Here is a 13,776-nt window from a genome sequence, read left to right on the forward strand (position 1 = left end):
AGTCCTTCCGTGGCGCCGAAGGAGATAAGGGTACGTTGAGCAATTCTGCCGACTCCCCCGGAACGGGATCCAGTCCTGTCCGCCGGCGCCGTTTCCGGCCCGTGCGGATCCTCACGGCGGCCGTCTTCGCGCTCGCGGGACTTATTTTCTTCACCAGCTTCAATACCGCGAAGGGCACCAATATCCGTACGGACGCCTCTTTGCTCAAGTTGTCCGATCTCATCCATGAGCGCAGCCGGGAGAACGGCGATCTCGAGGAGTCCAACCGGGCCCTGCGCGAGGACGTCGAGTCGCTCGCCGAGCGCGACGACGGCCGGACGCAGTCGGAGGACGACAAGCTCGCGGCGCTGGAGGAGAAGGCGGGCACGCAGAAGCTGAAGGGCGAGGCGATCACCGTCACGCTCGACGACGCCCCGCCGGACGCCACCGCGAAGCTCCCCGGCTACCCGGAGCCGCAGCCGGACTACCTGGTGATCCACCAGCAGGACCTCCAGGCGGTGGTGAACGCGCTGTGGCAGGGCGGCGCCGAGGGCATCAAGGTGATGGACCAGCGGCTGATCTCCACCAGTGCGGTGCGCTGCGTGGGCAACACCCTGATCCTCCAGGGCCGCGTCTACTCACCGCCGTACAAGATCCAGGCGGTCGGCGATCCGGAGCGGCTGAAGAACGCGCTGGCGAAGTCGCCGGCGATCCAGAACTACATGGTGTACGTCAACGTGTACGGGCTCGGCTGGAAGGTCGAGGACGACGGGCGGGTGACGCTGCCGGGCTACTCGGGCACGGCGGATCTGCAGTATGCCCAGCCTGTGGATTAGGGCCGTTCCGAGGACCCCCGCGCCGCTAGTCTGGTGGGGTGCGGCGTGAGTCTGGCGTCGTGGTGCGACGGAAGGGACGGCATGTACGGCTGGATCTGGCGGCATCTGCCGGGGAACGCGTGGGTGAGGGCGCTGCTCTCGCTCGTGCTGGCGATGATCGTGGTCTACGTCCTGTTCCAGTACGTCTTCCCGTGGGCCGAACCGCTGCTGCCCTTCAACGATGTGACGGTGGACAACCAGTGAGCGCGCGCATCCTCGTCGTCGACAACTACGACAGCTTCGTCTTCAACCTGGTCCAGTACCTCTACCAACTCGGCGCCGAGTGCGAGGTGCTGCGCAACGACGAGGTGTCGACGGCGCACGCCCAGGACGGTTTCGACGGCGTCCTGCTCTCGCCCGGTCCCGGTACGCCGGAGCAGGCGGGCGTCTGCGTCGAGATGGTCCGGCACTGCGCGGCGACCGGGGTGCCGGTCTTCGGTGTGTGCCTGGGCATGCAGTCGATGCAGGTGGCGTACGGCGGTGTGGTGGACCGGGCGCCGGAGCTGCTGCACGGCAAGACCTCGCCGGTGGAGCACACCGGCCGGGGCGTCTTCGCGGGGCTGCCCTCGCCGTTCACGGCGACGCGGTACCACTCGCTGGCGGCCGAGCCGGACACGGTGCCCGCGGAGCTCGAGGTGACGGCCCGTACGCCGGACGGGATCGTGATGGGCCTGCGCCACCGGGAACTGCTGGTCGAGGGCGTGCAGTTCCATCCGGAGTCGGTGCTGACCGAGCACGGGCACCGGATGCTGGCCAACTGGCTGGCGGAGTGCGGCGACCGGGACGCGGTGGCGAGGTCGGCGGGGCTCGCCCCGGTGGTGGGCAGGGCCACGGCGTGACCGCGCTGCGCCCCGAGCGCGACTCCGGCACGGCCGGTGACCAGGGATCCTCGTACGGGCAGCCGTACGGGGATTCCGGTGCGTTCGGGGACGGTTGGCACGAGGAGTTCGCCTCCGGGGCGGCCGGCGCGGCCGGTGACGGCGGTGTGCGGTACCGGGCGCCGCTCGGCGACGACGAGACGGTGGCGCTGCGGATCCCGGAGCCGTCGGAGCGGCGGACGGGCACGGGGACGGGATCTGCCGGGGACGGTCCCGTGGGCGGGGGCCGTGCGGCCCGCAGGAAGGCCGCGAAACGGCGTCACGGACGCCGTGGGGCGCCCCGGGGTCAGTCGGCGGAGGTGGAGGCCGAGGAGGAGCCGAAGGCGCCTCTGTCGCGCGTGGAGGCCCGTCGGCAGGCGCGGGCGCGCAAACCCGGTGCCGCGGTGATCGCGAGCCGGGCGATAGGTGAGATCTTCATCACGACCGGTGTGCTGATGCTGCTGTTCGTCACCTACCAGTTGTGGTGGACGAACGTGCGGGCCCACGCGCAGGCGAACCAGGCCGCGAGCAATCTCCAGGACGACTGGGCGAACGGCAAGCGCAACCCGGGGACGTTCGAACCGGGTCAGGGTTTCGCGCTGCTGCACATTCCCAAGCTGGACGTGGTGGTGCCGATCGCGGAGGGCATCGACAGCAAGAAGGTGCTGGACCGGGGCATGGTCGGGCACTACGCGGAGGACGGGCTGAAGACGGCGATGCCGGACGCGAAGACCGGCAACTTCGGGCTCGCGGGGCACCGCAACACGCACGGTGAGCCGTTCCGCTACATCAACAAGCTGGACCCGGGCGACCCGATCGTGGTGGAGACGCAGGACAAGTACTTCGTGTACAAGATGGCGTCGATCCTGCCGGTGACGTCGCCGAGCAACGTCAGCGTGCTGGACCCGGTGCCGAGGCAGTCGGGCTTCAAGGGGCCCGGCCGCTACATCACGCTCACCACGTGCACGCCGGAGTTCACCAGCAAGTACCGCATGATCGTCTGGGGCAAGATGGTCGAGGAACGGCCGCGCAGCAAGGGCAAGCCGGATGCGCTCGTCAGTTAAGGGCGGATGACCAGTGGCATCGACCACCGACACGGAGCAGCAGGAGGACGCCGGGGCCCGCGGTCGCGGGCGGCGTCGTCCCGGACGGATCGTCGCGCAGGCGGTCAGCGTCTTCGGCGAACTGCTCATCACCGCGGGCCTGGTGATGGGCCTGTTCGTCGTCTACTCGCTGTGGTGGACGAACGTGGTCGCCGACCGTGCGGCGGACAAGCAGGCGGAGAAGGTCCGGGACAACTGGGCCCAGGACCGGGTGGGAGACGGCCCGAGCGGTCCGGGGGCGCTGGACACCAAGGCGGGCATCGGCTTCCTGCACGTCCCGGCGATGGGCGAGGGCGACGTCCTGGTGGAGAAGGGCACGTCGATGAAGGTCCTCAACGACGGCGTGGCCGGCTACTACACCGACCCGGTCAAGGCGACGCTGCCCACCTCGGACAAGAAGGGCAACTTCTCGCTCGCCGCGCACCGGGACGGGCACGGGGCGAAGTTCCACAACATCGACAAGATCGAGAAGGGTGACCCGATCGTCTTCGAGACGAAGGACACCTGGTACGTGTACAAGACGTACGCCGTCCTGCCCGAGACCTCGAAGTTCAACGTCGACGTCCTCGACGGCGTCCCCAAGGAGTCCGGCAAGAAGAAGGCCGGCCACTACATCACCCTGACGACCTGCACGCCGGTCTACACGAGCCGGTACCGGTACGTGGTGTGGGGCGAGCTGGTCCGCACGGAGAAGGTGGACGGGGAGCGGACGCCGCCCAAGGAACTGCGCTGACTGATCTCCTGGCGTGAGATCAGTCCCCTAACATGACGAAAGCCCGAAGCCGCAACTTGCTCTTGCGGCTTCGGGCCTCTTCGTTCACGTCAGTGGAGGACGGTCAGCGGTGCACCGGCACTCCATTCCTCCAGGAGCCCGCGGTGTACGGCGGTGATGCCGCTCTCTGCCGCGATGTTTTGAGCGTCGCGCGTGAACGGGCAGGTCGCCACGAACAGGGCGATGTCGGAGCTGTGCAGGACCTTGGCCGCCCCGATGAACTTCTGGATTTCAGGGCTGGTGATGCTGAGGTGGGGTGCGAACCTCTTGCACTGGACGACGATCGTTCGTCCGTCGGCGGTGACTGCGGTGATGTCGACGCCTCGGTCCCTGCCGCCACCGCGCACCGTGACGTGCGTGCATCCGTCGCGGCGGAGCAGCGCGGCCACGTGCTCCTCGAACTCGCGGCCGTTCATGGCGTCCATGGCGGCCATGACGCCGGCGAGTGGGCGGTCCTCCCGCGGGCCTTCGAGTCGTTGCAGCCGGGAGTGGTGCTGACGGAGCCGCCTTTCGATGCGCTGGACGCCTGTGCGGAGGGCGATGAGTTCTCGTCGGTGATCGCTTGAGGTTTCGATCAGGGCGTTGAACATCGGCACGACGGTCTTGCCGAGGATGTGGGTGATGCGTTGGTCGATGCGGGCGTCGAGGGCGGAGGTGTCGGTTGGGACCGCGTTTTCCACAGGCTGTGTGCGGGCCAGGTACTCCATGTCCAGGAGGTAGACACGCACCTGACGTGCGATTTCGCTGTCACGGAGGAGCATGGCGATGTTGAGGACGGCTCGACGCGAGTAGAGAGTGAGGCTCGAGCGGGGCTGTGGATGACCTGCCGGATAGCGTGACAGGATGTCACGCTTGAATTGAGCCAGGTCAGGGCCTTGAAGTGTGAGCATTCCGTTGCTCGACAGTTCCTCACGGTGTCGGGCCTTGAGCTGACGGATGGCCTCATGGGTGACGCCGAAGTACGTCGCCACCATCGCTGTGGTCACATGCATGCCGTCCGGCAGCAGTGACAGCACCTTCACGCGGTCGAGTACGTCCGTGCGCTCGAGGACGCTGTTGCGCAGGGCAGGTGATTCCAGTAGGGCGGTCTCGTTGATCACGGTGGTCCTCTGGGTCGGGTCATGTGGTCACCCGGAGTCAACGAGTCATGACATACGAAGACACGATCGATGGCTGTCGGCGCGTACGACGGAACCCCGGCCCCTCCGCTGAGCTGAGGGGCCGGGGTTCGGGTCGGTCGGGCAGGCGGGTCAGTCGCCGAAGCCGGGGAGGCCGGCGATGGTGCCGCCGTTGCCGTTTCCGCCGTTGCCGTTGCCTCCGTCGCCCGGGACGGTCATCAGCGTGACGGGCGTGGCGGCCGGGTCGTCGACCTCGGTGCCGGGCTGCGGGTTCGAGGCGAACACCTTCGCGTTGTCGTCGCCCGGGGAGCCCTGCGCGACCTGCACGTTGGTGAAGCCGCTCTGCTGCAGGATCTGCCGGGCTTCCGCGAGGGTCTTGCCGCGGACCTCGGGCACCTTCGTCTTCTCCACGGCCTTGCCGACGACGATCGTGACCTTCGAGCCCGGGTCGACCTGCGTGCCGGACTGGGGCGTCGTGGAGATGACCTTGCCGACCTGGTTCGGGTCGTTCGTCGGCTGGTCCGTGCAGACGGCCGTGAGGTCGCCGCCGCTCTCCACCTGGGCCTTGGCCTCGTCGCAGGTACGGCCCACGACGTCCGGCACCGTGGCCTTCTCCTCGGCCTTGGCGACCTCCAGGGTCACCGTGGAGCCCTTCTCCAGCTCCTTGCCCGGGTCCGGGTCCTGGCTGAGGACGGTGCCCTCGTCCTGGGAGGACTCGGTCTTCTTGGTCTCGACGTCGAAGCCCTTGTCCTCGAGCTGCTGCCTGGCCTCGTCGATGTTCTTGTCGATGACGTTCGGGACGGCGACCTTGGGCGCTCCCGTCGAGACCACCAGGTTGACGGTGGAGTCCTTGTCGACCGAGGTGCCCTGCTTGGGGTCCTGGTCGCAGATGCTGCCCTTCTTCTGGTCCTCGCAGGGCTTCTGCTCGACCGTGCCGAGCTTGAGGTCGGAGTTGGTGAGCAGTTGCTCGGCGTCGTCCTGCGTCTGGCCGATCAGGGCGGGCACGTCGACCTTGCCGTCGCCCGGTGCTCCGCCGCCGCTGACGACGTACTTGCCGATCAGGATGGCGCCGACCAGGACGAGGATGCCGGCCAGGACCAGGAGGATCGTGGAGGTGTTCTTCTTGCGGGGCTGCTGGCGGCGCCGGTCGGGGCGGTCGTCGTAGCCGTAGCCGCCGTCGTCCGGGTTCATCGGCGGCAGCATGGTCGTGGCCCCGCCGCCGTCCGAGCGCAGGGCGGTGGTCGGCTGGTCGTCGGGGTAGGCGCCGTAGCCGCCGGCGGCCATGGCGCCCATCGCGGCGGTGGCGCCGACGGGCTGGCCGTCGAGGCAGGCCTCGATGTCGGCGCGCATCTCGTCCGCCGACTGGTAGCGGTAGTCCGGGTCCTTGACCAGGGCCTTCAGCACGATCGCGTCCATCTCGGGCGTGATCTCGGGGTCGAAGACGCTCGGCGCCTGCGGTTCCTCGCGCACGTGCTGGTAGGCGACAGCGACCGGGGAGTCGCCGACGAACGGCGGACGCACCGTGAGCAGCTCGTAGAGCAGGCAGCCCGTGGAGTACAGGTCGGAGCGGGCGTCGACCTGCTCGCCCTTGGCCTGCTCCGGGGAGAGGTACTGGGCGGTGCCGATCACGGCGGCGGTCTGGGTCATCGTCATGCCGGAGTCGCCCATGGCGCGGGCGATGCCGAAGTCCATGACCTTGACCTGGCCGTTGCGCGTGAGCATGACGTTGGCCGGTTTGATGTCGCGGTGGACGATGCCGGCCCGGTGCGAGTACTCCAGCGCCTGGAGGATGCCGATGGTCATCTCCAGCGTCCGCTCCGGCAGCAGTTTGCGGCCGGAGTGGAGCAGCTCACGGAGTGTGGAGCCGTCGACGTACTCCATGACGATGTACGGGATCGACACGTTGTCGATGTAGTCCTCGCCCGTGTCGTAGACCGCCACGATCGCGGGATGGTTGAGCGAGGCGGCCGACTGGGCCTCCCGGCGGAAGCGGGCCTGGAAGGACGGGTCACGCGCGAGGTCCGCGCGGAGTGTCTTCACCGCCACCTGGCGTCCGAGCCGGGTGTCATGAGCGTGGTAAACCTCCGCCATGCCACCACGGCCGAGCACAGGGCCCAGCTCGTACCGGCCGCCGAGGCGACGCGGCTCTTCCATGGTTACCTACCAGCCCTCTCCGTCGGTCCCGACCGGCATGCTTGTACGGTCGGAGGCTGCCGTCCGGCCTACCGTACCCGCCACGCTCCGGGCCCCTTGGCCGAGTCGGGCAGCCGATACAGGACCGGTATCGCAACGTGCGCCGATGTGAAGGGGGCGTGACCGGAGTCACGTCCCGTTCATGACGCGGTCACTTCTTGCTGTCGATGACGGCCTCCATGACGTTCTTCGCGATCGGTGCCGCGAGGCCGCCGCCGGAGATGTCGTCGCGGACCGCGTTCTCGTCCTCGATCACCACGGCCACGGCGACGGGCGAGCTGCCGTCGTCGGTCTTGGCGTACGAGATGAACCAGGCGTAGGGGTTCTTGCTGTTGTTCTCGCCGTGCTGCGCGGTACCGGTCTTGCCACCGACGGTGACGCCGTCGATCTGGGCGTTGGTTCCCGTGCCGTCCTTGACGACGGTCTCCATCATGGACTGGAGGATCTGGGCGTTGTCCGCGGACAGCGGCTTGCTCATCTCCTCCGGGTCCGTCTTCTCGATGGTGTCGAGGTTGGGGGCCTGGAGCGCGTCGACCATGTACGGCTTCATCAGGGTGCCGTTGTTGGCGATGGCGGAGGTGACCATGGCCATCTGGAGCGGGGTGGCGGCGGTGTTGTACTGGCCGATGGAGGAGAGGGCGACCTGCGAGTCGTTCATGTCGTCGGAGAAGACGGAGGCGCTGGAGCGGACCGGGACGAACTGCTCCTCGGTGAAGCCGAACTTCTTGGCGGTCTCCAGCATCTTGTCGTTGCCGAGGTCGTAGCCGACCTTGCCGAAGACGGTGTTGCAGGAGACGCGCAGGGCCTCGCGGAGGGTGGCGTCCTCGCAGGGGAGGTTGCCCTCGTTCTTCAGCTCGGTGGTGGTGCCGGGCATGGTCCAGGGCAGCGGGGAGTCGGTCTTCTCGTCGGCCGAGCCGTACAGGTCGTGCTCCAGGGCGGCTGCCGCGGTGACCACCTTGAAGGTGGAGCCGGGCGGGTAGATCTCGCGCAGGGCGCGGTTGAGCATCGGGTCGTCGGGGTTGTTCTTCTTCTGGAGCTTGTTCCAGGCCTCGCCGGCCGCGTCGTTGCTGCCCGCGATGACGGTGGGGTCGTACGAGGGGTACGAGGCCATGGAGAGGATCTTGCCGGTGGACGGCTCGATCGCGACGACGGCGCCCTTGGCGCCCTGCTTCTTCAGGCCGTCGTAGGCGGCCTTCTGGGCGGCGCTGTTGAGGGTGGTGACGACGTTGCCGCCCTCGCGCTTCTTGCCCGTGATCATGTCGAGGGTGTTGCGGAAGAAGAGCCGGTCGTCGTTGCCGGTGAGGATGCCGTCGTCGATGGCCTCGAGCTGGGTGGCGCCGAAGGCCTGGGAGACGTAGCCGGTGACGGGCGCCCACATGGCGCCGTCCTTGTAGGTGCGCTTGTACTTGAAGTCGCCCTTGGTGGTGGCGTGTCCGGTGATGGCCTTGCCGTCGACGATGATGTCGCCGCGGGGGCTGGCGTACCGCTCGATGGCGACGCGGCGGTTGTGCTCGTCCTCCTTGAGCTCGTCGGCCTGGACGTACTGGAGCCAGTTGTCCCGGATGAGCAGGGTGAGGACGAGGAGGCCGCAGAAGATCGCGATTCGGCGCAGTGGCTTGTTCACGGGCGGACCACCTGGGTCATCTCGGCGTCGGGGCTGGCGGGCGCGGCGGGTGCCGGTCTGCGCGCGGTGTCGCTGATGCGCAGCAGGATGCCGATCAGCGCCCAGTTGGCGATGACGGAGGAGCCGCCGTAGGCCAGGAAGGGCATGGTCATGCCGGTGAGCGGGATGAGGCCCATGACACCGCCGGCGACGACGAAGACCTGGAGGGCGAAGGCGCCGGAGAGGCCGATGGCGAGGAGCTTGCCGAAGGGGTCGCGGGCGGCGAGGGCGGTGCGCACGCCGCGTTCCACGATCAACGCGTAGAGCAGGAGTACGGCCATGAGGCCGGCGAGGCCGAGTTCCTCGCCGAAGGTGGCGAGGATGAAGTCGGAGTTGGCGGCGAAGCGGATCAGTTCGGAGTGGCCCTGGCCCCAGCCGGTGCCGAGGGTGCCGCCGGAGCCGAAGGCCCACAGGGCCTGCATGGCCTGCTCGGAGTGGCCGGTGACGCCGGCGCGGGAGAGCGTGTACTCCTTCATCGGGTCGAGCCAGGCGTCCACGCGCTGCTGGATGTGGGGTTCGAAGCTGGCCACGCCGACGGCGCCGACCGCGGACATCATCAGACCGAAGACGATCCAGCTGGTCCGCTCGGTGGCGACGTACAGCATGATCACGAACATGCCGAAGAAGAGCAGCGAGGTGCCGAGGTCGGTCTCGAAGACGAGGATGAGGATGGAGACGATCCAGACGACCAGGATGGGGCCGAGGTCGCGGCCGCGGGGCAGGTAGAGGCCCATGAAGCGGCGGCTGGCCAGGGCGAGGGCGTCGCGCTTCACCATCAGGTAGCCGGCGAAGAAGATCGCGAGGACGATCTTGGCGAACTCGCCGGGCTGGATGGAGAAGGAGCCGACCTGGATCCAGATCTTGGCGCCGTAGATGTTCTTGCCGAGGCCCGGTACGAGCGGGAGCAGCAGCAGGAACAGGGCGCCGAGCATGGAGATGTAGGTGTAGCGCTGCAGGACGCGGTGGTCCTTGAGGAAGATCATGACGGCGACGAACAGGGCGATGCCCATCGCGGTGTACATCAGCTGGCGGGGCGCGGCGGTGCCGGCCTGCTCGATGTCCTGGAGCAGTTCGGACTGGTCCAGGCGCCAGATGGCGACGAGTCCGAGGCCGTTGAGCAGGGTGGCCAGGGGCAGCATCAGCGGGTCGGCGTAGGGGGCGAACTTGCGCACGACGAGGTGGCCGACGCCGGCCAGCAGGCCGAGGCCGAAGCCGTAGCTCAGCAGCCCTGCGGGCACCTCGTCGTTGATGGCCAGGCCCACGTTGGCGTAGGCGAAGACCGGGATGAGGACGGCGAACACGAGCAGAGCCAGCTCGGTGTTGCGCCGGCTCGGGGCGCCGATGGCGCCGATCGTGGACGTGTGGTGCGTCGACGGGTTGGTAGTACTGCTCATCGTGTGACGGGGCCTCTCACGGCTTGCCTACTGCTTACCGCACAGCGAGACGACCTTCTGTTCTTCCTCCGAGAGGGTCGGTCCTGAGCCTGGAGTGGGTGCGGTCGTGGACGGGGACTCGGACGATTCGGGTGTCGTGGGCGATCCCGAGGGGTTGGGGCTCGGTGAGGCCTTGGACGTGAAGGAGGCGGGGCTGGTTCCCGTGGTGCCTCCGGCCTCGCCCTCGCCCGTCTTCGCGTTCTTCTCGGTCTCCGCGGCACGCCGGTCGGCCTGCTTCTTGCAGGCGGAGGCCTGGACGGCCAGTTCCTCGATCTTGGCCCGGGCGTCGTTGAGGTCGTCCTCGGCGATGGTGGCCTCGACCAGTTTCTGCTGGTAGGGCGGCAGGTACTTGAGTTCGATCTCGGGGTGGTCCTTCTGGACCTTGGAGAGCGAGACCCAGGCGAGGTCCTGGCTGATGCCCCGGTACAGCGCGAGGTGGTCGTTGTTGGTGCCGACGTAGTACTGGGTCTGGGTCCAGCGCCAGCCGCCGTAGGTGCCGCCGCCGATGACGGCGAGGGCGAGGACGGTGTAGAGGGACCGCTTGAGCCACTTGCGGCTCTTGCGGGGTTTGACGAAGTCGTCGGGGCCGTAGTCGTCGAAGCCGTCGGTGGGGATGAAGCCGGTGACGTCGCCGCTGCCGGGCGGGCCGAACTCGCCGCCTCCGCCGCGGGGCCTGCCGAGCCCGGCGGCGCGGCCGGCCGGGGTCTGCATGATGCCGTTGTCGCCGGTCTGGGCCTGGTTCTCGGCGACGGCGCCGACGACCACGGGGGTGTCGGAGAGCTGTGCGGCGAGGGTGTCGCCGGTGTCCAGGTCGAGGACGTCGGCGACGATGACGGTGATGTTGTCGGGGCCGCCGCCGCGCAGGGCGAGCTGGATCAGCTCCTGGACGGTCTCCTGCGGGCCCTGGTAGCTGGCGAGGGCGTCCTCCATCGTCTGGTGGGAGACGACGCCGGAGAGTCCGTCGGAGCAGATGAGGTAGCGGTCGCCGGCCCGCACCTCGCGGATGGACAGGTCGGGTTCGACGTGGTCGCCGCTGCCCAGGGCGCGCATCAGCAGGGAGCGCTGCGGGTGGGTGTCCGCCTCCTCCTCGGTGATGCGTCCCTCGTCGACGAGGCGCTGCACCCAGGTGTGGTCCTGGGTGATCTGGGTGAGGACGCCGTCGCGCAGGAGGTAGGCGCGGGAGTCGCCGACGTGGACCATGCCCAGGCGCTGGCCGGTCCACAGCAGCGCGGTCAGGGTGGTGCCCATGCCCTCGAGGGCGGGGTCCTCCTCGACCATCTGCCGCAGCTGGTCGTTGGCCCGCTGTACGGCGGCGCCGAGGGAGGTGAGGACGTCGGAGCCGGGCACGTCGTCGTCGAGGGCGACGATGGTGGAGATCACCTCGGAGGAGGCGACCTCGCCGGCGGCCTGGCCGCCCATGCCGTCGGCGATGGCGAGCAGGCGGGGGCCGGCGTAGCCGGAGTCCTCGTTGCCCTCCCGGATCATGCCCTTGTGCGATCCGGCGGCGAAGCGCAGTGACAGACTCATGCGCACCTCGCCCGTCGGCTCCGACTGCAGCCGGTCGTGTCGAGCCACACTGCCCACCCTCCGGTCGGGAGCGCGCCGGGGCCCGGGGTGCCGGCCACCGCTGCGTGCTCGCTCCGCTCGCGCTCATTCATTGGTGTAGCACTACTTCCGCAGCTCGATGACGGTCTTGCCGATGCGGATCGGCGCCCCGGGGCCAATCGGGGTGGGGGTCGTCAGCCGGGCCCGGTCCAGGTAGGTGCCGTTGGTGGAGCCCAGGTCCTCGACGATCCACTGGCCGTTCTGGTCCGGGTAGATCCTGGCATGGCGGCTGGAGGCGTAGTCGTCGTCCAGCACGATCGTCGAGTCGTGTGCCCGGCCGAGCGTGATGGTCTGGCCCTGGAGGGCGACGGTGGTGCCGGTGAGGGTGCCCTCCGTCACGACCAGTTTGGTGGGCGCGCCCCGGCGGCCGCGGCCGCCGCTGGGCTGCTGGCGCTGCGGCGGAGGCGCCTGGCCCTGGCGCGTGGCGGTCTGCTGCGGTCGGGCGGCGTCGCGCCGCGCGCCGCGCTGGGTGACTCGCGTACCGAACAGGTCGCTGCGGATGACCTGCACGGCCACGATCACGAACAGCCACAGTACGGCGAGAAAGCCCAGCCGCATGACCGTGAGGGTCAGCTCTGACATTGCCCCCGGATCACCCTTCGGCTTGCCTGTAGATAACGGTGGTGCTGCCCACGACGATGCGGGAGCCGTCGCGGAGCGTAGCGCGGGTGGTGTGCTGTCCGTCCACCACGATGCCGTTGGTGGACCCGAGGTCCTGGATCGTGGTGGGCGTCCCGGGCCGGATCTCGCAGTGCCGGCGGGAGACGCCGGGGTCGTCGATCCGCACGTCGGCCTCGGTGCTGCGGCCCATCACGAGCGTCGCGCGGGAGATCTGGTGGCGGGTGCCGTTGATCTCGACCCAGTGGCGGGTGCGTCCGCCGGGGGCGGGTGTGGGCGGGGGCTGCTGGCCGCCGGCGGGCTGCGGGTAGCCGTAGCCTCCGGGGCGGCCGCCGGGCGGCGGTGCGGCCGGCATGGGCGGGGCGCCCGCGGGGGCGGCCGGCGGGTAGCCGTACCCGCCGCCTGCCGGTCCGGCGGGCCGTGCGGGGGGTGCAGGGGGCGCGGCGGGGGCCGGGCCGCCCTGGTGGCTGCTGGAGGAGGCGAGCGTACGGCTGCGCACCCGGTACAGGCCGGTGTCGAGGTCGTCCGCCTTCTCCAGGTGGACCTTGATCGGTCCCATGAAGGTGTAGCGCTGCTGCTTGGCGTAGTCGCGGACCATGCCGGCCAGCTCGTCGCCGAGCTGTCCGGAGTAGGGGCTGAGGCGCTCGAAGTCGGGCGTGCTCAGTTCCACGATGAAGTCGTTGGGCACCACGGTGCGGTCGCGGTTCCAGATGGTCGCGTTGTTGTCGCATTCACGCTGAAGTGCTCCCGCGATCTCCACGGGCTGCACCTCGGACTTGAAGACCTTTGCGAAGGTGCCGTTGACCAGGCCTTCGAGCCGCTGCTCGAACTTCTTCAGGACTCCCATGGGGCACCTCCTCCGTCGCTGCCGTCCTGTCCGCTTCCACTGTCCTGCGTAGTGCTGTGTCGCGTACTGCTGTGTCGCGTACTGCTGTCGTGCCTGCCGCTGCCTTGCGCGGTGCCGCTCCGCGTCGTGCGGTGCGTGCGCGCACTGCCCACCTGGTACTGCTTACTGATCGTATCCACGCGCCGGTCGATCGGCTGGTTCCCCCTGTCGGCCCGGTCGACGGGTGTCGACGCCTCTCGGAGTTCCCGCCGGCGCTCCCCTTCGAACTCCTGCGGGCACTTCGGGATGTACTCCCTCAGGTACTCATGCCCAGGATCGTAGAGGCGGCCGCAGACCAGTGTCCCGCACCTGACCGCGGTCCCCTACCGGCTCCTGGGGAGACGAGCCGGACCGGTACGAGGTTGATACGTGAACGGCCACGGACCGGTACGAGTGCCCGAAGGAGGTCGGGCGCCCCGGTCCGGACGGGAAAAGGGATGTGAATCGACCCTCTCCAGCGTGCTAATGTTCTCGTGTCGGAAGGCGCCGGACCGCAAGGAAAAGCCCGGAAGACACACCCAATGCGCGGGTGGCGGAATAGGCAGACGCGCTGGATTCAGGTTCCAGTGCCCGCAAGGGCGTGGGGGTTCAACTCCCCCCTCGCGCACCAGCCGGAAGCCCCCCAGGTCTCGGACCTGGGGGGCTTCCGCGTGTCCGGGCGGGGTCGCCCGTGG

The 13,776-nt window shown here is 68.9% G+C and carries 12 protein-coding genes and 1 tRNA gene; 6 read left to right on the plus strand and 7 right to left on the minus strand.

The window, feature by feature from the left end:
* The first annotated feature begins 35 nt into the window (after positions 1-35).
* From Sco07f_RS06485 to Sco07f_RS06505, 5 genes are read left to right on the plus strand one after another with little or no spacing between them, the layout of a single operon-like run.
* The gene (locus Sco07f_RS06485) at positions 36-815 is read left to right on the plus strand and encodes a DUF881 domain-containing protein (RefSeq protein WP_167468038.1); all 780 of its coding nucleotides are present in this window, start codon (positions 36-38) and stop codon (positions 813-815) included.
* 45 nt (positions 816-860) lie between these two features.
* Positions 861-1,058, plus strand: a complete 198-nt coding sequence (locus tag Sco07f_RS06490; protein ID WP_167468025.1) for a hypothetical protein — start codon at positions 861-863, stop codon at positions 1,056-1,058.
* Positions 1,055-1,693: an aminodeoxychorismate/anthranilate synthase component II gene (locus tag Sco07f_RS06495; RefSeq protein ID WP_087790246.1), complete on the plus strand. Its 639-nt coding sequence runs from the start codon at positions 1,055-1,057 to the stop codon at positions 1,691-1,693. The genes Sco07f_RS06490 and Sco07f_RS06495 overlap by 4 nt, the downstream gene beginning before the upstream one ends.
* Entirely contained in the window at positions 1,690-2,775 is a 1,086-nt protein-coding gene (locus Sco07f_RS06500) for a class E sortase (protein ID WP_108987223.1), read from the plus strand. The genes Sco07f_RS06495 and Sco07f_RS06500 overlap by 4 nt, the downstream gene beginning before the upstream one ends.
* A gap of 13 nt (positions 2,776-2,788) precedes the next feature.
* Complete coding sequence (locus Sco07f_RS06505; protein ID WP_108987224.1) at positions 2,789-3,547, plus strand: class E sortase; 759 nt, start codon at positions 2,789-2,791, stop codon at positions 3,545-3,547.
* Positions 3,548-3,636: 89 nt separating this feature from the next.
* On the opposite strand, the gene Sco07f_RS06510 is transcribed toward Sco07f_RS06505, so the two are convergent.
* The 7 genes from Sco07f_RS06510 to fhaA form a co-directional block, all read right to left on the minus strand.
* Positions 3,637-4,686, minus strand: a complete 1,050-nt coding sequence (locus Sco07f_RS06510; RefSeq protein WP_087790243.1) for a restriction endonuclease — start codon at positions 4,684-4,686, stop codon at positions 3,637-3,639.
* Positions 4,687-4,836: 150 nt separating this feature from the next.
* On the minus strand, positions 4,837-6,858 hold the full coding sequence (gene pknB / locus Sco07f_RS06515; RefSeq protein WP_087790242.1) for a Stk1 family PASTA domain-containing Ser/Thr kinase: 2,022 nt from the start codon (positions 6,856-6,858) through the stop codon (positions 4,837-4,839).
* A 190-nt stretch (positions 6,859-7,048) separates the two neighbouring features.
* On the minus strand, positions 7,049-8,521 hold the full coding sequence (locus Sco07f_RS06525) for a peptidoglycan D,D-transpeptidase FtsI family protein (protein WP_007453409.1): 1,473 nt from the start codon (positions 8,519-8,521) through the stop codon (positions 7,049-7,051).
* The gene (locus tag Sco07f_RS06530) at positions 8,518-9,954 is read right to left on the minus strand and encodes an FtsW/RodA/SpoVE family cell cycle protein (protein WP_108987225.1); all 1,437 of its coding nucleotides are present in this window, start codon (positions 9,952-9,954) and stop codon (positions 8,518-8,520) included. The genes Sco07f_RS06525 and Sco07f_RS06530 overlap by 4 nt, the downstream gene beginning before the upstream one ends.
* Before the next feature lie 27 nt (positions 9,955-9,981).
* On the minus strand, positions 9,982-11,520 hold the full coding sequence (locus Sco07f_RS06535; protein ID WP_007453405.1) for a Stp1/IreP family PP2C-type Ser/Thr phosphatase: 1,539 nt from the start codon (positions 11,518-11,520) through the stop codon (positions 9,982-9,984).
* Between the two features lie 141 nt (positions 11,521-11,661).
* Positions 11,662-12,180 (minus strand): antibiotic biosynthesis regulator FhaB, encoded by a 519-nt coding sequence (gene fhaB, locus Sco07f_RS06540; protein ID WP_007453402.1) that lies wholly within the window; start codon positions 12,178-12,180, stop codon positions 11,662-11,664.
* Between the two features lie 10 nt (positions 12,181-12,190).
* The gene (gene fhaA, locus Sco07f_RS06545; RefSeq protein WP_087790239.1) at positions 12,191-13,063 is read right to left on the minus strand and encodes an antibiotic biosynthesis regulator FhaA; all 873 of its coding nucleotides are present in this window, start codon (positions 13,061-13,063) and stop codon (positions 12,191-12,193) included.
* Positions 13,064-13,625: 562 nt separating this feature from the next.
* Between fhaA and Sco07f_RS06550 the strand changes: the two genes are divergently transcribed.
* A tRNA-Leu gene (locus Sco07f_RS06550) sits at positions 13,626-13,712 on the plus strand.
* Positions 13,713-13,776: the final 64 nt, after the last annotated feature.

The organism is Streptomyces coelicoflavus, assembly GCF_003112555.1.
In the GTDB taxonomy this organism is placed as follows: domain Bacteria; phylum Actinomycetota; class Actinomycetes; order Streptomycetales; family Streptomycetaceae; genus Streptomyces; species Streptomyces coelicoflavus.

What these genes read in the sequence shown, in the direction of transcription:
- pknB (WP_087790242.1), bottom strand. Translation starts at nt 6,858, where the DNA reads ATGGAAGAGCCGCGTCGCCTCGGCGGCCGGTACGAGCTGGGCCCTGTG.
- Sco07f_RS06530 (WP_108987225.1), bottom strand. Translation starts at nt 9,954, where the DNA reads ATGAGCAGTACTACCAACCCGTCGACGCACCACACGTCCACGATCGGC.
- Sco07f_RS06535 (WP_007453405.1), bottom strand. Translation starts at nt 11,520, where the DNA reads ATGAGTCTGTCACTGCGCTTCGCCGCCGGATCGCACAAGGGCATGATC.
- fhaB (WP_007453402.1), bottom strand. Translation starts at nt 12,180, where the DNA reads ATGTCAGAGCTGACCCTCACGGTCATGCGGCTGGGCTTTCTCGCCGTA.
- fhaA (WP_087790239.1), bottom strand. Translation starts at nt 13,063, where the DNA reads ATGGGAGTCCTGAAGAAGTTCGAGCAGCGGCTCGAAGGCCTGGTCAAC.